Origin of the sequence: Paenibacillus sp. FSL R5-0475 (genome assembly GCF_038004585.1) — a bacterium.
GTDB lineage: Bacteria > Bacillota > Bacilli > Paenibacillales > Paenibacillaceae > Paenibacillus_AQ.
In genome coordinates, this window is sequence record NZ_JBBORK010000001.1 from 3,000,007 (window position 1) to 3,022,791 (window position 22,785).

Here is a 22,785-nt window from a genome sequence, read left to right on the forward strand (position 1 = left end):
GGAGGAAATGAAAGATGACGACGACACCAAACATCATCGTAATGAACCATCCAACTAGAGAGCAGCTTGAAAAGATTTACGATATTTTAGATGAATGCTTTTCCGTAGGCCGAGCTTATTTCCAAGAAAGATTAGACCTAGACACCACATATGATCCAGATACAACATGGTTTGCGATGGTTGACGATAAGATTGCATCTAATGTACAAATTTTTCCGTTTCATATTAGAGTCGGTCAAGCGATCTTGAAAACGGGTGCAATGGGGAGTGTCGGTACAGATCTAAATTACCGCGGGCTGGGGCTTGCACACAAAATTCTTCATGCGCAGACCAACTATATGAAAGAAACCGATTATGATATAAGCTTGCTTTTGGCTAGCAAGCATGCGTTTTATGAAAAAGCTGGCTGGAGACTTATTCCGGAGACTGCTTTCGCAATTGAAAAACCAGCAAGTTTGGAGCAGCAGCAAAACAGTGATGAAATCATTCCTTTTGAAGCCTGTTATCTCGATGATATCCGTTTCATCTATGAACAATTCAATAAGAATCGTACCTACACCGTGATCCGAAGTAGAACGTATTGGAATGATTTATTGACCTGGCCGGAATGGAAGAAAGTTGACTGCTTGCTCCTTCGCAGAAATGGAAAAATCGTCGCTTATGGCATCATTGAAAAGAAAGATACTGAACAAGTATTTATTAATGAATTATTGTATTTGAACGAAGCCGAAAACGGCGTTGAAGCTTTGTTTCATGCCTTATGTCAGCTGCGCCAAAATGCAAAGCAAATATTAGCGATGCTCCCAGAGGACCATAAGCTATATTCCTATTACCAACAGCATCAAGCAAATTCAATTCAAATCAATATGGCGATGTGGAAAATGATCAATCTCAGTTCAACTTTCCATAAGCTTCAGCCTGAATTAGAAGATCGCCTAAACCGTAGCAACATAATTGCAGACCAGGAGCTGCATATTGCACTTCGCAGCAATGAGGACTGTATCTACTTGGATTATAAGCAAAAGCAGCTTTCTGTTTCCGATGCTAGTAATCATACCAATCCCTATACTTCAATAGAAGTAGATGAACGCGAGCTAATGACTTATATCATGTTCGGCTATAATGAAGCAGGCGCAGCAAAGGACAGTACTGAGCACGCTAACATCCTTCAAGCTCTATTTCCGAAACAACAAGCCGTGTTTTATTTGACCGATAAATTTTAAGCCATTTTTGATTCCTACCATTTTAAAATAAGGGTGTGTCGCAAGTCCAACTGCTCGGACTTATGACACACCCTTATTTTTTCCATATCGACAAAAACTAGTCGTTGTTCATTTTTGATCTTCCTAACAGGACAGCACCGTAGGCTGCATCCTTAATCGGCAAAATCAGCTTTGTTTGCGGGTAGCTCTGTGCGAGCTTTCGCTCCAAGGCTTCTTTCACAAAGCGAGACTTTTGCAGCACACTTCCTGCAATCGCAATCGGACTTTCATATAGCTTAAGCCGTTCAATAACAGGCACAACAAGTTCATATAGATTGGCTGCACATTTCTCCGCTAACGCTATTGCATGTGCATCGCCCTTCTCGCATGCGGTCGTCATAATCGGTGCGAGCTGCGCAATATCTTTTTTCGTCGTATTTTTATCATAAACAAAGCCAATAATCTCTTTCACAGTGCTTAATCCAAGGTGCTCATATACCATCGCTGGGATGACCGTATCGGTTATTCTTCCGTCCTCCACTTGAACTAATACGGATAATAGATCGCGCCCAATGCTATAACCGCTTCCCTCGTCATCAATCAGATGACCAAAGCCTCCTGTGCGATGCTGCTCTCCTTTTTCATTGACCCCGAAGCAAATCGATCCTGTACCGGCAATGAGAATGATGCCTTGCATCGCATTTTGTGCCCCGTATAATGCGGTTTCTTGATCGCCTGTAATCGTTAATGGCCCGATATAACCGTTATTTCTCACATGCAGCTCCAAAAAATTGATGACCAGCGGATTACTTATTCCTGCCGCACCTATACATATATGAGCAACTTCTTGTAAATTACCGCAGTAGAGCCTCGTTTGACTAAAAATTTCCTCAAAGGAGGCGGCAATAGCATCAGCATCACCACCGTTATAATTAATAGGCCCTACAGTAAAGGTGAATAAAGCGTCTTCCTGGTCATGGGTAATTGTGACAGCCGTTTTCGTGCCGCCCCCATCAATTCCAATGATAAATGCCATACCTATGTCCCCTTGTTGTACTTTTTTCAAAGATAAGAATTTATATGTTTCACGCGATATATTATCCTTATATTTCTCGCACAAACGTTTGCCGTCCTTGAAAGGACGCCGAAGGCGTTTATGCTTGTCTACATCTGAATCGTAATCTTGGCGGTGGGTACAACCTCACCATTTAGGATTGGAAGGAGTGATTTGAATGCATCAAGTGTATACTCAAATGCCGCAATTCCGCAGAACTCGCCTTCGATTAACGGTAAATCATACGGGCGACCTAATGTAATGGCCGTTACTTTGCAGCCTGCTGCCAGCAGCTTCTGAACAAGCGCAAGCTGACCTTTGTTTTCACGCGCATTGAACAAGCCGATAACAATATGCTTGTAGCCTTGTACCTTTGGCAGCGCAGCGTTGATTTGCTCCTCGCTCGGGTCAATGTCGATAATCTCATAAGCTGTATTAAAATGCTCCCCCATATATTGCGGAAAGCTAAGAGCTTGATTCAAGCTGCTGGACGCAAGATCGGTGCGGTATGAATAGGAACCCATAAATAACACTTCCTCGTCACCGGTATGAATGGGCTGGAGCTCACCTTTAATGAGGCAGATCGTTTCCGTACGCATTAGCTCATTTGCTCGGCGATGTACATCGCAGCCAACTAGTTCATAATCTAGCTCCTCAATCGTCGCATATTGTGCTTTATAAGCTAAAATTTTTGTAACAGCTGCATCAATTAGCGCTTCATCCAAATCACCGGTGGCTACAGCTTCTTCGATCAAATGAATCGCTTCCTTCACTGTCTCAGGAGTATGACTAATGAATACCAAATCAATACCTGCTTTAACAGCTCCTAACGCTCCTTTTGCCGTACCATAGTATCGTTTGATCGCGTCCATTTCTAAACAATCCGATACAACTAACCCTTTATATCCTAATTTTCCTTTTAATATCTCTGTAATAATGGTATAAGACATAGTTCCGGGCACACCGGATTTTTCAATTTTTGGAAATAAAATATGTGCACTCATAATCGCTTGAGCGCCTTGCTCAATTGCGGCCTTAAACGGCAGCAGTTCAAGCTGCTCTAGTTCCTCAAGTGTTTTTTCAATGGTAGGCAAGCCAATATGTGAATCGACATTTGTATCACCATGCCCTGGAAAATGCTTAAGTGAGGACATGACGCCTCCATCGAGCAATCCCTTCATCATTTGAATTCCATACTGGGATACTGTTGCAACAGAATCACCATAGGAACGAACATTTATGACTGGATTCAATGCATTATTGTTAACGTCCATAACTGGAGCTAGATTAAAATTAATACCTAATGCTTTCAATTCTCTGGCAGTCATTCTGCCTGCTGCATACGCATTTTCAGGTCGTCCTGAAGAAGCAATTGCCATGGCTCCAGCAACATTGGTCGCGTCTTTAGGCATACGAGTGACTCGACCGCCTTCTTGGTCGATCGTAATAAAACCAGGGATACCAGTATGTGTCGTGTACCATTGCTGCAGCTCAGTAACAAGCTCGCCTAATTGATATTTATTGTCGATATTATGTGAGAATAAAATAATATTGCCGACTTTATAATGCTCAATAACTTCCTTCAGCTCAGGAGTGATCTCGGTTGAAGGGAAGCCTGTTACGAACATTTGTCCAATCTTTTCGCGCAAGCTCATATGTCCTATTGTTCTCATCAATTATTCACCTTCCTCTAGCGATATAAATGATACTGCTGTGTTATTTCTGCAAATTGCTTGCTTTCCGCTGCAAACTGTTCAAGCAGCTGCTTGGCTTGCATATTTTCCGTACGATACATGTTGTCTCCCCCCAGCAAATCGATAAATGGACGAGAGCCCTCCTTCACAGGAGGCAGGAATGAAAATTGCTCGTACAAATCTCTTATCGTAAATAATAAGGTTACCCCAACTTCTAAAGGCCTCAGCACTTGGAGATCTGTAATGTAAATTTGTACCCCGCCGCATAGCTCGCCACAATGTTTAGATGACGTTGGCTTGAAATGAACTGGACGAAAAAGCACACCCGGGATACCTTTTGCATTCATCTCATCTGCCAATTGCTGCGCTTGAATGAACGGAGCACCAATCATTTCAAACGGGAACGTTGTGCCTCGTCCTTCCGAGCAGTTCGTGCCTTCAAATAAACATGTTCCTGTATATAATAAAGCTGTTTCATATCGTGGCATTCCAAGTGAAGGATGAACCCAAGTTAATCCTGTATCCGGGAAGGACATGCTCCGTTCCCAGCCTTCCAAACGAACGACATGCAGCGATGCATTCCAATTCATTTGATCATTTGCCATCGTTGCTACCTCACCTGCTGTTAATCCGTATCGCACGGCTAGCTCGTAATTTCCAACAAATGATTTGAAGCCGGGCTTCAAGACATTCCCTTCTACCGTTACCCCGTTAAGCGGATTAACACGATCAAGAACAACAAATTCTACACCTGCATTTGCACAATCTTCAAGTGCATACAGCATCGTATAAATAAATGTGTAATAGCGTACACCAACATCTTGAATATCGTATACAATGATGTCTACTTCATTCAGCATTTCTTTTGTTAAACGCTTGGAGTCTTTACGGTACAAGCTATAGACTGGAACATTCGTAAAAGGATCCATGTAAGTGTCTACTAATGCCCCTGCATCCAAATCTCCGCGAACGCCATGCTCAGGTGAAAACATCGCAGCAAGATTAAAATTTTCATGTAATATAGTAATCGTTGATGCAAAATCCTTCGTAAGACCTGTCGGCGCTGTAATCAATCCTACGCGCTTACCTGCGAACAAATAACGATAATTCGTTATAGAATCAATCCCATTTAACACCATATGAAGCTGCCTCCTAGCTGCTTTTTCGCATAAATGGATAGAACAAGGGAATGTTTCCTGCTATACATAGAAACACTCCCTCTTAGCTAGTTGAATAGTTACCAAAGACTAGACTGCCTAACCTTCACCGTTTCAGCAGGTACCATAAATGCTTCTGCATATGTCTTTCTTGCTTCACAGCCGCGAACAACTGCTAGTGCTTTATAGTAATCCATGTATTTGAAAGATTTGCTATTCGTCACAAACCAATGCTTGCTTAAAGCATCTATCCATAGATCAAATGCCGCTTGATCGAAATCCACATATACGTAAGGGACATAATCAACCGCATCCTCCCAGTTTTCGGAGTAATATAATCTTGCTGCAAAGTGCGCGGGGAGCGCTCGTTCAAAGGATGATAGACTTGCGAAGAAACGGGCATCATTTACGATATGATGCGTTAGCGCATGGTCCTTATGCATACTGTTTTTCCAGTGTGTAATAATAATGTTAGGCTTCACGCGACGAATTACATCACAAACCTCCATACGAATTTCTTGATTGTCAGGCAACTCTCCGTCACAATAATCATCGAATACAATGGCTTCACCGCCTAGCATATCCGCAAAAACCTGTGCCTCTTTCACTTTTTGCTGACGATATTCCTTTATATCCTGTCCTGCCGGGACCCCTCGTTCACCCGCAGTTAACGCTAGTGTCACAATGCGATCTCCCTTTAAACTATGACTAGCGAGCACACCACCAGAAGCTAGCTCCACATCACCAACATGCGCTCCAATTGCTAATACTGTGAATTTTTCGCTCATCTTTAAAGTTCCCTCCGCAATATAGAAAATTGTTTTTCAATAGTAAAGCCCGCTTTTTGATAGATTCGAAGAGCCGGATTATTATTTCCAGTGAATAGAGAGATATATTGACAGCCCACATTTTGAAAAGCTTCAACCATTCTGAAAAATAATACACTGCCAAGGCCATGACCCTCATGCTCTGGGTGCACTCCGATACCGCAAAAAAATGCTCTACCATTAGACTGTGAAATAATTGGACCTGCAAAGCCCACAACCTCGTTGCCGTACACAGCTACTACAAGTGGTGCGTCAACCTTCACATAAGTAACAATATCCTTCTTCCACTGCGGATTTTGCAGGGCAGCAAGCGTTGCTTCAAGCCCTGTATGTAAATCAGGGACATAGGACGTAATGTAATAGTCCTTGCTATTTGCATTGGTTTCCTTATCTAAAATATCTTCTGGAACTATAAAGCTTCCGAGTTTTAAATACATGCCGCATTGCGTCGCTCGATCTTCGTAGCCTCTAGCCATTAAAGCTTCATATAATGGCTGGTCCTTACTGATGCCCGGGGCATTATTATGCTCATGCTGAGGTGCACTTGGTATACTCCACTTCAGCTTAACAGGGTTGAAAAACAATACATCCGCTTGTCTTTTCCCAAGTTCTTGGAATCTTTTTTCTAAACGCAATAGAAAAGCATCGTAAAGCTCCAGAGAAGCCACATGGGTATCTATAATAACACTCGTAATATAACCGGCCACATCTCCAAGAGGGAGATCGTCACCGCAACAGCCAGCTGCAAAACCAACAATCCCTTTTTCGTCACAGCCTACCCATATACAGTCAGCGTCAAAATAAGGATGGTCGATGAATGTATCTTGAAACTCTCGCTCTGTAAATGGCTTATAATCATATTTTGTAGCCTCACGATTCCAAAGCTCTACAACTGCAGAGTGATCTTCAATTGAAAAGGGTCTGATTTGCAACATTTAAGCCTCCTGTGAACGTCCAATATAGGGCCAGGAAATTTTGCCCATTACTACTGGCTGTGAAGCTCCAGTTACTAGCGGGATATTGTTTGGTAAGCGCTCCATCGTGTAATACGCTAGCAGAGCAAAAGCAATTGCTTCCTTAGCATCACTATTACCACCGATATCCTCCTGCGTCAGCACCTGCACGTTATGCGGTGCAAATAAGTGCTGTAAATCACGCAAAAGCGTCTTGTTATAGCTTCCACCGCCGCCAATTAACAATTGCTCAGCCTGGTGCTGCGGTGCAATATACCGTTCATAGCTATCGACGATGCTCCAGGCAGTTAAGTACGTAGCTGTTGCAACAACATCTTCTGCTTTCCAGTTATTAACCTTCATCATTTCAATAATTTGTGCCACGTATTGTTGGCCAAACCGTTCTCTGCCTGTCGATTTTGGTAACGGCATCGTATAATATTTATCCTGCTGCATCCATTTCAATAGCTCATCAATCACTTGACCGCCCGCACCAATTTCGCCATTAACATCCATTGTCATTGGTGCAAATAATTGCGATACAAGGCCATCGATAATCATATTTCCAGGACCCGTATCAAAAGCAAATACCTCATCCGGTGAGGCATTTACAGGCAAAACAGTCACATTGCCTATTCCGCCAATATTTTGCATCAGAAGTGTTTTCTTTGGATTGTTAAACAATAAGTATTCGGTAAATGGTACTAACGGAGCTCCTTGTCCACCCATTGCCATGTCAGCAACTCGAAAGTCTGATACGCAAGGAATTCCTGTGCGATTGGCGATAACTGCACCATCCCCAATCTGAACGGTACAATGCAGATTATAACCGCCCATAACATTCTCATCCGGAGCATGATAGATTGTTTGACCATGCGATCCTACTGCGAATATTTGCGAAGGCGAAAGGCCGCATTTCCCTATAACGGATAATGTGGCTTGGGCGTATAATTCGCCAAGCCACATATTCATTGCGCCAACCTTATCAATCGTAGCGCTAGCGGGATCAAAAAGCTCAAATATAGAGTTTCTAACTTGCATCTCAAAAGGTGTGTTTTCAAAAGCCAGTATTTCAATCTCTACTCCATGCTCTTTTTCGGCTGATGGGAAAAGCTTAACTACTGCTGCATCAATACCATCTACTGATGTACCGGACATCAAGCCAACTAAGTATGTTGCATCAACTTTTGATTGTTTGTCCATTAACCTTTCACCGCTCCAACTGTTACCCCTTCAAGGAAGTATTTTTGTAAACTGAAGAACAAAATAAACATTGGAACTGCTGAAATGGTTGCCCCCGCCATCATCGGTGCAAAGTAAGTTGTATTCGCAAAGCGAAAGTTTTTCAAGCCGACCTGAATGGTTTGCATATCCATCGTATTCGTTACTAGGAACGGCCAGAAAAAGTCATTCCATGCCGCCATGAACGTTAGGATTGCTAGTACTGCCATAATTGTTTTAGATAGAGGCATAATGATATACCAGAAGATTTTAGGCTGGGAACAACCTTCGATTTTAGCAGATTCAATAATTTCACCTGGAATGGAGGACATGAACTGCTTAACCAAGAAGATATTGTATACCGTTACTATGCTCGGCATAATCAACGCTGTGTACGTATTTTGTAATTCAAAAATGTTTACGATCAAAATATATAGTGGAACCTGAGTGACTTGAACAGGAATCATCATAGATCCCAGCAAAATAGCGAACAAAATGTTTTTCCCTTTAAATTTCATTTTTGCAAAAGCATATCCAGCAAGTGTAGCAAAAAATACGTTAGATACCGTGATACACGCTGCCACTATAAAGGAGTTCAATAACCAGTCCCATGTATGTGGGCTGAAGTTAAAGAAGAATTTATAAGATTCAAATGAAATCTTCGATGGTAGGATAGAATAGCTCATTGCACCAGCTTCTACCGGATCACCGAACGAGGAGATGACCATAAAGTATATCGGGAATATGGTAGCTGCGGCAAATAGGATAAGGAACGTAATGTTTGCACCATTACGTATAAACAGATACCCTTTGCTTCTTAAGCTATTGTTGTACAAACCCATAGTATTCTGCTCCTTTTCCTAGTATTCTACATCTTTACCTATAAACTTGAATTGAAGGAAAGATATAAATCCGATAATCGCTGCTAGAACTAATGATTGTGCCGCTGCCTCACCAAACTCAAAATATGTGAACGCATTGTTAAAGATTAACAAACCTACCATTGTTGTTGCATGGTCTGGTCCACCGCCTGTCATAAGATAAGCGTTTTGGAATACTTGGAAGGAACCGATAACACCAGTAACAAGTAGGAATAGCGTTGTTGGCTTAAGGAAAGGGACAACGATAAACCAAAGCTTTTGCAGGAAAGACGCGCCGTCAATTTCAGCTGCTTCATAATAGCTGTTATCAATAGCGAGTAATGCGGCTATATAAATAATAATTGCTGTACCATGACTTGATAACCATGACATTAACACAAGTGAGAACATTGCAGTTGCACTGGAACCAAGCCAGTTTTGATTTTCAATACCTAAAAAACTCACGAGCTTATTGGCAATACCTGATTTTAACGGATCGAAGATCCACAGCCACACAACAGAAAGCGCTACACCAGATGCTACGGCTGGCAAGTAATATAGTGCTTTAAAGATCGTTTGTGTTTTTTTCTTGAAAGGAATAATCAAAATTGAAATTAAAAATGATAGAAGAATATTAAACGGAACAGTTAATAGTGTATATACTAACGTGTTTTTCAGTGCTTTCCAGAAAAGTTCATCTGAAAAAGAGTTAACGAAGTTATCCATGCCGACAAAAGTGGATCCTAATGGACCATATTTTTGTAAGCTGATAATAAAAGCATTGATGACTGGATATGCGGTAAATAAAGAAAACGCAATAAGTGCTACTGCGATAAACGCGTATCCCCAACCTGAGTCACTTTCGAGTTTCAATTTTTTTCTTTTAGTCAACGTTTGATTCATTGGGTCGCACCTCTCTTCTAAAAACAGTACAAGCTCTAGCTAATTTAGAAGGAAAGCTGTACGTTCTAGCTACGCACAGCTTTCACATGTCAGCCTACGACAGACTAGTCAACTACAATACCATCTTTACCGAAAGATTTAATTGCAGCTGCTTTAACTGCATCATACATTTCTTGTGGAGCAATCTCATTTGCAAGTAAGGCTTGTAGTTTAGGAATAATAACTTCTGTTTCAATTTTTAATGCTTCAGCAGCCAGATCAGTAGGAATATCTGTACGAGCCGGAAGCGCTTTTGCCATCATAGCTTTACCTGCAGCAACGTTATCTTCGTTACGAGGGAATTTTTCAAGTACTTCTGCATTACGTGCAGATTCAGTAATTGGTGATAAGAACAGCTCATTACTGTAGTTAGCAGCAATTGAACCAGAAGACAAGAAATTCGTTGCTAGGGCAATATTTTTGATGTGCTCTTCAGATGGAGCTTTTTTACCACGAAGTGCGATATAACCATCAACGATTGAAGTAGGGACATAATCGGCACCGTTGAATGTTGGGACTGGAAGTGAAATATAATCAACTTCAATAGAATCTGCAACAGCTGAACCATCGTTCGCTTTAATCTTCTCATTGTTTAGACGAGCAGAGTTTTCAAATGCAGATAAACCTTTACCTGTGATCATCGTTTGACCCGTTAGGAACATGTTCCACCGTTTACCAGCATCGATAGAGCTTAGCTCTTTAGGCATAGAACCATCGTTGATCATTTCGCGAATAGATGTAAGTAGACCCAAGAAGTTTTTGCTTGTATACGTATATTTAAGATCTTTATCGAAGTAATCTGGTAAACCTGCAGTTTTAGCAAGAATAGCTAGATAGTCTTTAGATGCTACACCAGATGTTGCGAACACGAAACCATAACGAGTAGTTTCACCTTTATCATTTTTCACTACGCCTTTAGAAATTGCATTACGGAACTCTTCATAAGTCCAACCGTTTTGTTGAATGCTTTTCCAATCAATTCCGGCTTCTTCAAGGAATTGTTTGTTACCACCGATAGTGTGGATTTCCATATACGCTGGTAGGCCGTATTGAGCGTCACCTAGTTGGAAATATTTCAATGGAACTTCGTCATAATCTGCCTTGGCTTCATCAGAAAGGGCACCGTTAAGGTCGATTAGTACATTAAGTGCTGCATATTTCGAAATTCCCGAAGCACCGATAAAAGCAATATCTGGAGGAGAACCTGCATTTACTTGAGTATCAAGTTTTTGCGTCATATCTTCCCAGCTCGCTGGCTCGATTTTCAAAGTCAAGTTAGGATGTAGTGTATTAAATTCTTTTTCCATATCAGCAAAACGTGTTTGATAGTTCGCTGATATCGGAGGTAAAAGTGCTGTAATCGTATCCTTTTTAGGCTCAGAACCACCGTTACTAGTTCCTGTGTTACCGGAATCTGTAGAAGCTGGAGCGTTATTTCCGTTTCCTCCGCAAGCCGATAATAGTGATACCATCATGATTCCTGACAAAAACAGAGTTAATCCACGTGATCTTTTTTTCATCGAAAACAGCCTCCTCAATTATTAATAGCATCCATCCTGTTATTCCACTTTTCACACCTAAACCAATGATGAGATTGCCTGTTTCAAGCGTCCTCCGTTTGAGTTAAGTACTTGTTCTGCTTCTTTTGCATCTAACCCCGATTTAATCATCATAATTGCCAGCTTACAGTTCATAGATGCTTTTTCAAGTGTTTCTGCGGCGGTTGATGTATCTACACCAGTCGTGTTCATGATGATACGAATCGAGCGATCTACGAGCTTAAAATTACTAGCCTTCAGATCAACCATCAAGTTGTTGTACGTTTTTCCTAACTTGACCATTGTGCATGTTGTCAGCATATTAAGCACCAACTTCTGAGCAGTTCCTGCCTTTAATCGAGTCGAACCGCTAATGACCTCAGGTCCTACAACAGGTGTTATACAAACATCTACAATGGGTTCGAACTTTGAGCCTCTGTTGTTACAAACACCGATAGTGGCTGCTCCAAGTTCCTTTGCTTTCGCTAAAGCTGCAATAACGTAGTTTGCACTACCGCTTGCCGAAATCCCAATAAGTACATCTTTGTTTGTTACACCAATGCTTTCGATTAATGCGATCCCTTCATCCATATCGTCTTCACAGCCTTCAACCGCAGTACGCAAAGCAATATCACCACCAGCAATATAGCCCTGCACCAAGGAAGGATCTGTACCAAAGGTAGGAGGACATTCGGAAGCATCCAGAACACCTAATCTTCCTGATGAGCCAGCTCCTATGTAAAACATTCTTCCACCATTAGACAACCTATGATGTAGAATATCTACCGCCTTTGCAATCTGCGGAATCTCCTCAGCTATAGCTCTGGGGACCAGTGCATCTTGTTGATTCATTAACTGGATCATTTCTTCCGTAGTACATTCATCAATCATTAATGTGTCTGGATTCACAGCCTCTGTTGTCAATCCCGCAAGGTAGTCATTCATAGCCATCCTCCTTCTTCCCAGCCATAATCTGTCATGTAATTAACAAAACGCGTTAGATTAACTTACAATTATTATGTTCTTATACTAATACAACACCATCGCTTCGTCAATAGATTTTGAAATATAATTTCATAAAGAAAATAAATTCTGATGTTTTATTTCATTCCTTACACACTATGTTATACCACATTTATAAAGCGCTTACAAGATGCAATTTAAATTTTTACCAATTGCTTTGATCGCCATGGCTCTAAGGTTAAATCGATTTAAAAAAAATGTATTATTTGCTGATTGTCGCTCCAAACGAAACATAAAGTTACATCATCCGTGTTCAACCGGATGATGTTTCGTCTTCGATTCCATTCATTTTCTTCCTCATAATTGTGTGCCAAGCTATTAATTATTGAACTAAACTACTTATTATATTCATTAGATCAACGTATTCATCATGTAGATAATCTGACATGGATTGATAAATAGTATATTTAAGTATACGAAGTGAATGAAATACAAAAAAAAAAAAAAAAAAAAAAGCATTGATCCATGATCAATGCTTTCCTCCACATTCATTCTATCAGAACCTAATTTCTAAGTTTTTTCTTTAATATATTATGCGTTTTTGTTAAGTAGGTTTTTACTTCTTCATATTCTGCACTTGCGACACCAGCAAATAATATGTCGATGATCGTAAGCATCGCAATACGCGAGCCCATAGCCCCACTGCGGATTGTTATTTCAGGTGTGGATATGCTCAGTACAATATCCGCCCGCTCCGCAAGCTCACTTTTATTGTACTTCGTAATCGCAATACATTTCGCTCTATTCTTTTGGGCAATTTCCAGTGCATCAATAATATCACTAGTTGCTCCAGAGTTAGAAATGAAAATGGCAACATCATCTTTCTCAAGTAAAGTTGCTGCCGTGAGCTGACTATGACCATCTGTATAGGCATGACACATCTTATTAATTCGCGAGAACTTCTGTTCCCCGTCCATACAAACGAGTCCCGAAGCACCTATTCCAAAGAAAACAATTCGCTTACTATGACATAGTAATTCTACAGCTCTTGTAATTTCTTTTCGATCAATAACACTAAGCGTATCCTCAATGGACTTGCAATTATTCAATGAAATATTTGATATAATTGTCGAGAGATCGTCACCTGGCTGAATATCTGTATATTGAGCCTTTGAATCCTCATCACGAGAACCCAAAGATGCCGATATACTCACAATAAAATTGCGGTATCCGCTGTAACCCATCGTCTTACAGAAACGAAGGACAGATGCATCGCTTGTCTTACTCGATTGAGCCAATTCCTTAATCGACAAATGAGGGATCTCTTCCGTATTTTCTAAAATGTAATCTCCGACCAATCGTTCAACTGGTGTAAAACTCTCTCGCATCTCACGAATTTTAATTAATACGTTGTCATTTAGACTCATAATCTACCTACTCTAGATTTAATTAACACCTTTAATAATATCATAAACAATATAAACAACCTATTTCAATAACAAAATACGTTTTGGCATATCAAAAGCTAATATTAATTAATCTATTAAAATCATCCTACTCTTAGGTCATCTGGTGACTTTACGTTGATTATAGCGTAATAAAGTTGTAAGGTATAGTCGATAATTATATACTTTCTGATATGGTGAAACAAGGGACCACAAAGGTCCCCGAAGATTTTTTCTATTGTTCTCAGCATACGTAATACGCATGTATTTTTAAATTTTACTGCCGTCTAAATATGACTCGATTTGTCAACTACATTCTTTGATGTAGCACCGTTGCTTGAACCATTTAATTTGCTAGCAAGCTGCTTTAATGCAGTCAAGAACACCGGCATGGCCGCTACACTTAGTAATAATAGTGCAATGATTAATACGAATGCTACCTGTATAAGTGTCATTACGCCCGAAGGAATCAACGCGGCGCAGGTGCCTCCTAGAATAAAGGCAGCAGACAATACTACACCAACCATATAACGTGATGCCACTCAATTCTTGATCCAACATCCCCTTCAAGCTCGTTATACCGCATCATCAGGAATATGCTGTAATCAACGCCCAGGGCTGCAATCATAAGTACACTAGCACCAAGGAAGCAATAATGAACAGAGAACTGGACACAGAGCGCGTAATGACTATTAGCACAATTATGATTCCGACCAGCATAATCACGGCTGTACGTACAAAGTCATCCTGTGAAATATTCTGCAAATCAGCATTGGTTGCAGTTGTTCCTGTTAAGGCTGCTTGCACTCCTTGCAAGTCGCTGCAATCTAATGGCATTCCAAAAGCTGTCTGCAAGTTCTTCTTCGAGCTCAAGCGAATACAGTAACTCACCTTCTTCCATCATTTTAGCGAACATATTCAAAGGGCCATATACAGTGCAGATCAATGCCATGGAAGGCAGGGGGCGTAACAATTTCTCCTCCTTACCTGATTTGGCTATATCTAGAATGAATTTTAATAAATCACCGAATATTGCTTTGCTATGTTCGTCTAAGTAATACCCATCTTCATGCAAGCCTTTCTTTTGCGATTTTTTTGCGCAAGAAATAAAGAGTCCTTTATAATGTAATAATGTACATAAAGACGGATTTGGAGGGAAACAAATGGCAAGTCATAAATGGGTATTAATCATAGACGATGAAGATGATTTAGCTCGTCTGATGAAGGCAGTTTTACATAAAGAAGGTATTGCAGACGTTGTAACTGCCGGGACCGTTGCAGAGGGTTGGGACAAGTTCCAGGAGTATAATCCTGAGCTTATATTGCTAGATATTATGCTCCCAGATGGAGAAGGATATGACTTATGCAGAAAAATTCGGGAAACATCAAATGCACCAATCTTATTTATGTCTGCAAAAGACGAGGAAATTAATAAGCTGTTAGGACTGGCGATAGGTGGCGATGATTATATTACTAAACCGTTCAGTCCGAAAGAAGTCGCTTATCGGGTAAAGGCACAACTGAGAAGAGCTGGCTTTACAGAAGAAAAAAAAGCTCCGAAAAGCTTACAAGCTGGCCCCTTTGAGCTTAGTGCCAATGAGACAGAATTAAAAAAGAATGGCGAGGTCCTCGTGCTAACCGCCAAAGAAGTCGGTTTAATGAGCTGTTTTATGCATCATCCCAATCAGATTCTAAGCAAAGAAACCTTGTTTGGACAGGTGTGGGGTGAGGATTTTTTTGGTTCCGATAATACAGTGATGGTACATATTCGGCGCTTACGCGAAAAAATTGAGGCCGACCCTTCAAATCCTTCCTTTATTTTGACGGTTAAAGGGTTAGGTTATAAATTAAATACCAAGGAGTGAGACTAGTTGAAATGGAAATTGACACTCCGCTTTTTAAGATCGGTTATGACTATTGTTGTGATCGTTGGTATTGTAAACGCGATTTTGTTCCTTTCCTTATTCGTTATAAAGGTAAATAATAATAACTTTGGCACTGAAGAAGCATCTGCAGAAACCTTTAGCCGGACCTTTTCACAATACGTAGAATTACAGGCTGGCAAACCTGTTGTGAATGAAGAAGGTCTCAAAAAACTACAAGAAATGAGCGCCTGGGTACAATTCTTGAATGACCAAGGGGAGCAAGCAGCTGCCTTTTATACCCCTGAAGAATTGAAAACAGAGTATTCTCCTATTGAAATTGTACAAATGTATAAATATAAAGAATTAGATGCACGCACGACGGTTTTTGTCAGCGAAGCCCAAAATTTCAGTTACTTTTTAGGGATTAATAATCCAAAAATAGGCCGGTACGTAATGACCTATGACTACGCTAAAATTTTCAAAGATGTTAATGTTTTTCTTTTCATTTTTTTAATCGTTGATGTGCTTATTGTAATCCTCATTGGATTTCTATTTGGGAAAAAGTTAACTGCACCCCTTCATACATTAATAGAGGGTATTCAACAGCTTAGGGAGCGACGTTTTAAGAAAATGCCTACTCCTAAAGGCGTTTATGAAGAAGTTTTCCGAAACATGAATGAACTATCTGAAAAGCTCGATCGACATGAAGAGGAACGTAAGCATCTCGACCAAATGCGTGAGGAATGGATTAGTAATGTTTCGCATGACATGAAAACGCCACTTGCTTCTATTCAAGGTTATGCAGAATTTATAAACGACAGTGCCACAGATTTAACAGCCCAAGAATTACAGGAATACACAGCAATTATCAAGAGTAAATCGATGTATATGAAAGATTTGTTAGATGACCTCAATTTAACGACGCGTTTGCGTAATCACCAGCTATCCCTGCAATTTGAAGATGTGAATCTCGTTCAGTTTCTACGAGAAATGACGATTGAACTTTTAAATGATCCGACCTTTGGTGAACGGCAGATAGAGTTTGAGGCAAATGTAGTTAAAGCCGTACATAAAGTAGATAAAAAATTACTAAAACGAGCGATCCTTAACTTTATCTACAACGCGCTTGTGCATAACGATGAAAATGTCGTGGTGAAGATTCGAGTGGAAACCATTAGTCCGCATACCCAAATTACAATTTCTGATAATGGCCAGGGTATTCCGGCTAAAGATCTGGAACAGGTTTTCGAACGCTACTATCGGGGTACAAACACAACGAGTAAGCATGGAACTGGGTTAGGTATGGCCATCGCCAGAGATATTATTTGGGCTCATGAGGGGAAACTCGATTTGACGAGCGTTGAAAATACCGGTACCACCATTACTATACTTTTATAATTCAAAATGACTTACTTATTAGGCAGAGAAAGGGGCTGTTCTCCACTTACTTTATTGGAGACAGCCCTTCTTCAATTTATTAGTTTTTTAGTGCTTTTAGCGGAATATCCTCTAATTTCACTTCATCGTATGAGGAGACTTGATCACCTTTTTTTACATACATTTTCAAGTAGGCGCCTTTACGAAGATTTTTTTGTGCATTAAATTCCAGTGGAATTGTAGTACCTTTGGCATTTGTAGCCTCTAGTGTATAAGAATAAGAGGTCATGACCGAACCATCGCTCAGTTTATATTCATGGGGTTCCCCATCCTCAGTGATTTGTAAGTAGTAATTTTCGGCATTGAAGCGATTGAAATCAATCTTGGCTATAGCAAAGACCCCTACAACTCCAATAACAAACAAAATACCCATAGTAATTAGAAATTTTTTCATCTCAATCATCCTTCTGTTCTATTATTTAGTGTGATAATACGATTGTAAGAAGCTACGGTTAAGAAATAATACAACCCGTAAATTACGGTATAAGCAATCATCCAGAGCAACACAGGTTTTGCTAAATCTATCATCAGTAGACTAGAGAATGCTTTTAAAGCCACTACACTATGCAATAACCCTACTACAAGCGGTACAACAAAGATAACGAATACCTGTGACGCAATTGATTTTCGCATTTCTTTTGCACTGACACCCATTTTATGCAGCATATTGTACTGTGATTTATCCTCTTCTGCCTCTGTTAAAACCTTAAAATAAATGATACTGCCTGTAGCAGCCAGAAATACTAGACCAAGGAAACTTCCGATAAACAGTAGAGACCCCACACCTTCCAAACTTGTTTGGTAATCTTGTGGACCACTTGAAAATAGCGCTTCTTCAGGTAATTGGTTTGCAATTTTTTTAGATAAATCTACAGAAGCATCATCTACCCCAAGAACACGATAGTGTAGCACTTCCCCATCATTTTGCAACACTTTATACTGGTCATCCGAGACTACCACGGTTATACCTGCTGTACCTACATTCAATACGCTTTGCGTTTTAAAGCTTTGGAATGTGAGAGGATGGCCGTTTCCTGTTGTTATAGTTTTTCCTGTATATATTGGTGAGAACCTTTTGTCATATCCGATATCTAAAATAACCGCGTAGCCGTCCTTTACATCTAATTTTTCTTTATGTTGTAGACTTGCTAATTGGTTGTATGTTTTTTCATTGATAACTGTATATTCTCTTTTATCAGAGCTATCGAATGTTGACGGCGAGTTTAACTCTTTCGTATGAAACGTAATGGATAGTGCTTCGATATTTTCATCGTATTTTGTATCTGATACTACAGCACTCACTTGTTTATCCATTTCTGCATCTATCGACTGATACATAAAGGTATTAGGATTAATCGTTTTCGCCGAGTCATTCGTATTGTAATAAAGGCCATAGACCGCTCCACCGGCAGTTACTGTCGTAGCACTCAACACGGCAATCACAGTTAATGTACGTGCGTTCCCACGAATACGATAGAGCAGCTGAGAAATAGTAATGACATGAAGGCCTTTCCAAAGCCACCTTTCATTTTTCTTAATCATTGCTAACACAAAGCCAGTCACACTGTGGAACAATAAAAATGTACCCAAAATAACCGTTGTTAAAATAATTAATACAGTCAAGGGGAATCCAATTTTTTCCCATACCTTAGAAGTGAAAAGGTCCTGCATTGCAAGCCAATAGCCCAAGACAATGAGTAACACTCCAAGAACAGCTACTATCATAGATGGTTTAGGCGCCACTTCTCCCTTTTTGGAAGCATGAAATAAATCAATCAGCTTAAATTGATAGATCAAGCGATAGCCTTGAAACGATGTTACTAAGAAAATAACCAGAAATACGATAGCCGTGTTCATCGCTGCCGCCGCTGAAAATGTAAAGGGTGCTACAACGTCATAACCCATTAAATGAATTAAAATCGTCATAAATCCTTTTGAACATAGGAACCCAAGTACAATCCCTACTATTAAAGAGAATAATCCTAACAATAAATTTTCGAAAAAGAGCATAAAGCCTATTTGGCGATTACGTACCCCTAGCAACGCATACAATGCGACTTCTTTTTTACGTTTTTTCATAAAAAATGAATTGGAATAAGCAATAAATATGAACACGAAAAAGATGAGAATGACTGCCGCCCCACTCATTAGTGAACCAAGTTTTTGGGATGAAGCCGTCTGTTCTGCTATAGTATCGCTATATTTCAAAGTCACAAATGTAAAGTAAATGATGATACTAAACACCATCGATGCAATATATAAAAAATATTGTGAAAAGTTTCGGGCTATATTTTTTCTTGCTAGACTAAATAACGTCATCTACCTCACCCCCAATGGCCGCATGGACATCTAAGATCTCTTGGAAGAAGGCTTTGCGTGTCTGATCACGACGAAATATTTCTGTTGAAAATGAACCATCCTTGATGAAAATGATCCGGCGGCAGAAGCTTGCGGCAAAGGCATCATGAGTCACCATCATAATGGTCGAGTTGTTATTTTCATTTAAAGTACTTAAGCTTTCCAATAAATCTGTTGCTGATTTAGAGTCAAGCGCACCTGTTGGTTCATCAGCCAAAATCAGTGCAGGCTCTGTCACGAGCGCTCTAGCCGCAGCGGTTCTTTGCTTTTGACCACCAGAGATTTGGTAAGGATATTTTGCCAGTAAATCTTCAATCCCAAATACTTTAGAAATCTGAGTCACGAGGTGATTGATTTTCTTCGCTGGAATTTTAGCAATCGCCAGAGGAAGCAATATGTTCTCCTTTACAGTCAAGGAATCGAGTAAATTGTAATCTTGGAAGATGAAGCCGAGATGTTCACGTCTGAAGTCTGACAAGGCTGCTTCCTTCATATCATGAATACTCTTGTTCTTCATATAAATCTTCCCTTCAGTTGGGGAATCAATAGTTGCTAACAAATTTAGCAAGGTTGATTTTCCAGCGCCGGAAGGCCCCATAATCCCTACAAACTCACCTTCATGAATGTCAAAAGACACGTTTTCCAATGCTGTGTAAGCAGCACTTAACTTCCCGTATACTTTTTTTATGTTTTCTACTTTTAATAATGGTTCCATTCATTTCACCTCATAATTTGCTGATACTTATACTATAGGCTGTGAACCTTACAGCAAATTCATGCCAACCTTACAATAAGCTTAAATCCAAAAAAAGGGGTACCCAGTAGCCATTTAAGACTACGGAGTACCCCTTTACGATTGAAAAGAATTCATTTTTTTCTCGTTGTATATAAATCAGAAGCTTCATCAAAGTAAAAGCGGCGTTTTTGTTTGCCAAACACGACTAATATAATATGAATGAACAACACGATCGTTAAAATGATAGAGGTCAATCCAGCACCTAGCGTTAAGAATATAGATGCCTTATAAAATGGAGAATCCATTGATAGTTCCACGTTATTCAAAGTATTCGCAATGACTGTTATGAAGTACATCGCGTAAATCGCACCAAAACGTTTAAATAATCGTTTGTTAGTTTCCACTCGACTTACTTTACTGTCATAACGATAGCGCATAATTTTCGTTCCAATTGTCGATCCATTCCAAATCCATGGAATAATAAAAAAGGTTATAAAAAGCGTAATTGTACTTGCAATAAATTCACTAACCAAATTAACGTTGGTCATACTCAACATAACTTGAACTACCATGTTGCTGATAAAAATATCAATAATAACTGCCAGCAACACAGACATCCCTCTTACTTCATCAAGAGCCAATAATCTTTCTGCTTTCTCATTAATTTTCTTTTTTGATGGGAATAGCGCTAAAACAGCTGGAGCAATAAAGAAACCCAATACCCCGCCAGATGTATTCAACAATAAATCATCCACATCAAAAATGCGATAAGGGCAATTATAAATCCCGTAAATGCCGGTGACCTGTGTTATCTCATAAAATAATGTTAATAGGAATGTGAAGCCTAGAGCTTTCTTCCAGTGTTTCTTGTCTTGAAAAAAATATCGCAAATAAACACCAAAAGGTAATAATAGCAAGAAATTAAAAAAAGCTTGATAGAATGAGGGTTGGCTAAATAACAGTCTATAAGTTGCAGGCTGTGATAACACGATACCACTATTCCCTAAGGTGCTCACTATAAATTGAAATGGCATAAGTGAATAATGTTGTGTGCCCGGTTTTTGTAGTGAACAAGTATCGCGTATCTCTGGCAACGGCAACAAGACTAAAAATAACGCTGCTAGAAAGTAAAAAATAAACGAAAATGAAATTAACGTGGTAGAAAATGGCAGATAGTTATACTTTCTATAGGTATAAATGAGCCATGGAACAAATAAGGCAAATGCTAAAACCACAAAAAAGATCGCCGCCACAAAGATTGGTTGAGTATATGCTGACATTTCTAGTTCACACCCTATAATTATTTAGTATTCATATTAACCATAAAACGGATTCTAATTCAACTGGAGTTGGAACATTTTATCAAATTTAAGGATCCTGTAATGTTGGCATCAATTTAATGTAAGGTTCTCCACTTATACTGACTTCTAAGCAAATGAAACTATTTTCTAAGGAGAACTATTAATGAATCCCTCGATTTCACAAAAAGAAAGAATCATTTCACTCGACATCATTCGCGGGCTTGCTCTTTTTGGCATTCTGCTGATAAATGTTGGAGCCTTTAAAGTTATTATGGAAGGAGATCCCTTACCAGACTATAGTGGCATTAATGGAATCATCAATACTTTGATAATCATCTTCGTACAAAAAAAGTTCTTTTCTATTTTTTCATTCCTATTTGGTGTAGGTCTATACATTTTCGCCTCAAGAGCCGAAAGCCGGGGAGATCGACCTAGATGGCGTATGGCTAGACGTTTACTAATCCTCTTGCTGCTGGGAATCATTCATGTATTTATCTTTTGGGGAACCATTCTACCCGTATACGCCATTATCGGATTGTTTCTGATCCCTTTTTATCACACAACGGTTTCTACACTTAAAAAGTGGCTTATGGGTATGACATCCATTTACATCATTTCCTTGATGGTAAAAATATTTTTACCGTCTCAAGGGGCAGTCTCATCTATCCTTGATATTTTTTCTAATGACGCTATGCAAATCTTTATTATGTTTTTAGCCGGTTTTTTAACTGCAAAGTCAGGTTGGCTGACACATATACAAGAATTATCAAAACCAATTAGATGGATTCAAATGGCATCATTTCTTTTGTTCGTTGGTTTCTCATTATGGATTTGGAACGCTTCTCAAAGCGGGAGCAGCAATGTAGATTCAGTTACGGGCTTAGGATCACTTCCAACCACTTTGTTTTACTTAACAACATTATTTCTACTATTAGAAAACAAACAAATGGTGAAATTCCTGACACCCATATCACGGGTGGGTCAAATGGCATTTACAAATTATGTAGCTCAAAGCATTATAGGGACGGCAATCATTTCAATGATAGGTCTCGAAGTCGTTTCACCAAAAGATATTCTTTACATCGCTGTTCTGATTTATATTATTCAAATCATTTGTAGTACCATCTGGTTCAAGTTCTTTTCCATGGGACCTTTAGAAAAGCTTTGGCGCTTGATGACCTATGGAACAAAGCCTGCAACAAAAAACCCCTCATAAAAAAGGGGTTTTCGGG

20 protein-coding genes and 1 pseudogene are annotated in these 22,785 nt (G+C 39.7%); 4 read left to right on the plus strand and 17 right to left on the minus strand.

Translation table 11 applies throughout. From position 1 onward, the window contains the following. Positions 1 to 14 precede the first annotated feature (14 nt). Positions 15 to 1,223 (plus strand): GNAT family N-acetyltransferase, encoded by a 1,209-nt coding sequence (locus MKX41_RS13525; protein ID WP_340971114.1) that lies wholly within the window; start codon positions 15 to 17, stop codon positions 1,221 to 1,223. A 97-nt stretch (positions 1,224 to 1,320) separates the two neighbouring features. On the opposite strand, the gene MKX41_RS13530 is transcribed toward MKX41_RS13525, so the two are convergent. From MKX41_RS13530 to MKX41_RS32310, 13 genes and pseudogenes are all read right to left on the minus strand, one after another. Beyond that, positions 1,321 to 2,238 (minus strand): N-acetylglucosamine kinase, encoded by a 918-nt coding sequence (locus MKX41_RS13530; RefSeq protein ID WP_340971115.1) that lies wholly within the window; start codon positions 2,236 to 2,238, stop codon positions 1,321 to 1,323. A 128-nt stretch (positions 2,239 to 2,366) separates the two neighbouring features. Continuing rightward, positions 2,367 to 3,929 (minus strand): glycoside hydrolase family 3 protein, encoded by a 1,563-nt coding sequence (locus tag MKX41_RS13535; protein ID WP_340974915.1) that lies wholly within the window; start codon positions 3,927 to 3,929, stop codon positions 2,367 to 2,369. Positions 3,930 to 3,946: 17 nt separating this feature from the next. Next, positions 3,947 to 5,089 carry an exo-beta-N-acetylmuramidase NamZ family protein gene (locus tag MKX41_RS13540; RefSeq protein ID WP_340971117.1) on the minus strand — a complete coding sequence of 381 codons (1,143 nt, stop codon included), beginning with the start codon at positions 5,087 to 5,089 and terminating at the stop codon, positions 3,947 to 3,949. A gap of 98 nt (positions 5,090 to 5,187) precedes the next feature. Next, positions 5,188 to 5,895, minus strand: a complete 708-nt coding sequence (locus MKX41_RS13545; protein ID WP_076100309.1) for a PIG-L deacetylase family protein — start codon at positions 5,893 to 5,895, stop codon at positions 5,188 to 5,190. 2 nt (positions 5,896 to 5,897) lie between these two features. Beyond that, positions 5,898 to 6,869, minus strand: coding sequence for a GNAT family N-acetyltransferase (locus MKX41_RS13550; protein WP_340971119.1), 972 nt, complete (start codon positions 6,867 to 6,869; stop codon positions 5,898 to 5,900). Then, a complete protein-coding gene (locus tag MKX41_RS13555; protein ID WP_340971121.1) occupies positions 6,870 to 8,090 on the minus strand; it encodes an anhydro-N-acetylmuramic acid kinase in 1,221 nt (406 codons plus the stop codon). Further along, positions 8,090 to 8,950: a carbohydrate ABC transporter permease gene (locus tag MKX41_RS13560; protein WP_036688719.1), complete on the minus strand. Its 861-nt coding sequence runs from the start codon at positions 8,948 to 8,950 to the stop codon at positions 8,090 to 8,092. The genes MKX41_RS13555 and MKX41_RS13560 overlap by 1 nt, the downstream gene beginning before the upstream one ends. A gap of 18 nt (positions 8,951 to 8,968) precedes the next feature. Continuing rightward, on the minus strand, positions 8,969 to 9,871 hold the full coding sequence (locus MKX41_RS13565; RefSeq protein ID WP_060622964.1) for a carbohydrate ABC transporter permease: 903 nt from the start codon (positions 9,869 to 9,871) through the stop codon (positions 8,969 to 8,971). 104 nt (positions 9,872 to 9,975) lie between these two features. Next, positions 9,976 to 11,430, minus strand: coding sequence for an ABC transporter substrate-binding protein (locus MKX41_RS13570; RefSeq protein WP_036688723.1), 1,455 nt, complete (start codon positions 11,428 to 11,430; stop codon positions 9,976 to 9,978). Positions 11,431 to 11,487: 57 nt separating this feature from the next. Then, on the minus strand, positions 11,488 to 12,393 hold the full coding sequence (gene murQ / locus MKX41_RS13575) for an N-acetylmuramic acid 6-phosphate etherase (protein ID WP_340971123.1): 906 nt from the start codon (positions 12,391 to 12,393) through the stop codon (positions 11,488 to 11,490). Between the two features lie 581 nt (positions 12,394 to 12,974). After that, complete coding sequence (locus tag MKX41_RS13580) at positions 12,975 to 13,838, minus strand: MurR/RpiR family transcriptional regulator (protein WP_060622962.1); 864 nt, start codon at positions 13,836 to 13,838, stop codon at positions 12,975 to 12,977. 305 nt (positions 13,839 to 14,143) lie between these two features. Next, positions 14,144 to 14,678 (minus strand): annotated as a pseudogene (locus tag MKX41_RS13585) (MMPL family transporter); the annotation flags it as partial. After that, positions 14,623 to 14,931: a hypothetical protein gene (locus MKX41_RS32310; protein WP_445671315.1), complete on the minus strand. Its 309-nt coding sequence runs from the start codon at positions 14,929 to 14,931 to the stop codon at positions 14,623 to 14,625. The pseudogene MKX41_RS13585 and the gene MKX41_RS32310, both read right to left, overlap by 56 nt. A gap of 88 nt (positions 14,932 to 15,019) precedes the next feature. Between MKX41_RS32310 and MKX41_RS13590 the strand changes: the two genes are divergently transcribed. Further along, a complete protein-coding gene (locus MKX41_RS13590; RefSeq protein WP_340971125.1) occupies positions 15,020 to 15,721 on the plus strand; it encodes a response regulator transcription factor in 702 nt (233 codons plus the stop codon). A gap of 6 nt (positions 15,722 to 15,727) precedes the next feature. Further along, positions 15,728 to 17,119, plus strand: a complete 1,392-nt coding sequence (locus MKX41_RS13595) for a sensor histidine kinase (protein ID WP_340971127.1) — start codon at positions 15,728 to 15,730, stop codon at positions 17,117 to 17,119. Positions 17,120 to 17,198: 79 nt separating this feature from the next. On the opposite strand, the gene MKX41_RS13600 is transcribed toward MKX41_RS13595, so the two are convergent. From MKX41_RS13600 to MKX41_RS13615, 4 genes are all read right to left on the minus strand, one after another. Further along, on the minus strand, positions 17,199 to 17,552 hold the full coding sequence (locus MKX41_RS13600) for a YxeA family protein (RefSeq protein ID WP_076285453.1): 354 nt from the start codon (positions 17,550 to 17,552) through the stop codon (positions 17,199 to 17,201). A gap of 5 nt (positions 17,553 to 17,557) precedes the next feature. Then, complete coding sequence (locus tag MKX41_RS13605; RefSeq protein ID WP_340971129.1) at positions 17,558 to 19,477, minus strand: ABC transporter permease; 1,920 nt, start codon at positions 19,475 to 19,477, stop codon at positions 17,558 to 17,560. Further along, positions 19,464 to 20,231 (minus strand): ABC transporter ATP-binding protein, encoded by a 768-nt coding sequence (locus MKX41_RS13610; RefSeq protein ID WP_042189627.1) that lies wholly within the window; start codon positions 20,229 to 20,231, stop codon positions 19,464 to 19,466. The genes MKX41_RS13605 and MKX41_RS13610 overlap by 14 nt, the downstream gene beginning before the upstream one ends. A gap of 152 nt (positions 20,232 to 20,383) precedes the next feature. After that, the gene (locus MKX41_RS13615) at positions 20,384 to 21,532 is read right to left on the minus strand and encodes a VanZ family protein (RefSeq protein WP_340971137.1); all 1,149 of its coding nucleotides are present in this window, start codon (positions 21,530 to 21,532) and stop codon (positions 20,384 to 20,386) included. Positions 21,533 to 21,716: 184 nt separating this feature from the next. Here MKX41_RS13615 and MKX41_RS13620 point away from each other — a divergent pair, with 184 nt between their 5' ends. Continuing rightward, positions 21,717 to 22,769 (plus strand): DUF418 domain-containing protein, encoded by a 1,053-nt coding sequence (locus MKX41_RS13620; protein WP_340971139.1) that lies wholly within the window; start codon positions 21,717 to 21,719, stop codon positions 22,767 to 22,769. The last annotated feature ends 16 nt before the right edge of the window (positions 22,770 to 22,785 follow it).

Bases quoted from the DNA above. Each gene is read 5' to 3' on its own strand.
- murQ (WP_340971123.1), bottom strand. From the start codon at position 12,393: ATGAATGACTACCTTGCGGGATTGACAACAGAGGCTGTGAATCCAGAC.
- MKX41_RS13545 (WP_076100309.1), bottom strand. From the start codon at position 5,895: ATGAGCGAAAAATTCACAGTATTAGCAATTGGAGCGCATGTTGGTGAT.
- MKX41_RS13540 (WP_340971117.1), bottom strand. From the start codon at position 5,089: ATGGTGTTAAATGGGATTGATTCTATAACGAATTATCGTTATTTGTTC.
- MKX41_RS13565 (WP_060622964.1), bottom strand. From the start codon at position 9,871: ATGAATCAAACGTTGACTAAAAGAAAAAAATTGAAACTCGAAAGTGAC.
- MKX41_RS13555 (WP_340971121.1), bottom strand. From the start codon at position 8,090: ATGGACAAACAATCAAAAGTTGATGCAACATACTTAGTTGGCTTGATG.
- MKX41_RS13530 (WP_340971115.1), bottom strand. From the start codon at position 2,238: ATGGCATTTATCATTGGAATTGATGGGGGCGGCACGAAAACGGCTGTC.
- MKX41_RS13535 (WP_340974915.1), bottom strand. From the start codon at position 3,929: ATGAGAACAATAGGACATATGAGCTTGCGCGAAAAGATTGGACAAATG.
- MKX41_RS13560 (WP_036688719.1), bottom strand. From the start codon at position 8,950: ATGGGTTTGTACAACAATAGCTTAAGAAGCAAAGGGTATCTGTTTATA.
- MKX41_RS13570 (WP_036688723.1), bottom strand. From the start codon at position 11,430: ATGAAAAAAAGATCACGTGGATTAACTCTGTTTTTGTCAGGAATCATG.
- MKX41_RS13605 (WP_340971129.1), bottom strand. From the start codon at position 19,477: ATGACGTTATTTAGTCTAGCAAGAAAAAATATAGCCCGAAACTTTTCA.
- MKX41_RS13525 (WP_340971114.1), top strand. From the start codon at position 15: ATGACGACGACACCAAACATCATCGTAATGAACCATCCAACTAGAGAG.
- MKX41_RS13610 (WP_042189627.1), bottom strand. From the start codon at position 20,231: ATGGAACCATTATTAAAAGTAGAAAACATAAAAAAAGTATACGGGAAG.
- MKX41_RS13615 (WP_340971137.1), bottom strand. From the start codon at position 21,532: ATGTCAGCATATACTCAACCAATCTTTGTGGCGGCGATCTTTTTTGTG.
- MKX41_RS13580 (WP_060622962.1), bottom strand. From the start codon at position 13,838: ATGAGTCTAAATGACAACGTATTAATTAAAATTCGTGAGATGCGAGAG.
- MKX41_RS13600 (WP_076285453.1), bottom strand. From the start codon at position 17,552: ATGAAAAAATTTCTAATTACTATGGGTATTTTGTTTGTTATTGGAGTT.
- MKX41_RS13550 (WP_340971119.1), bottom strand. From the start codon at position 6,869: ATGTTGCAAATCAGACCCTTTTCAATTGAAGATCACTCTGCAGTTGTA.
- MKX41_RS13620 (WP_340971139.1), top strand. From the start codon at position 21,717: ATGAATCCCTCGATTTCACAAAAAGAAAGAATCATTTCACTCGACATC.
- MKX41_RS13590 (WP_340971125.1), top strand. From the start codon at position 15,020: ATGGCAAGTCATAAATGGGTATTAATCATAGACGATGAAGATGATTTA.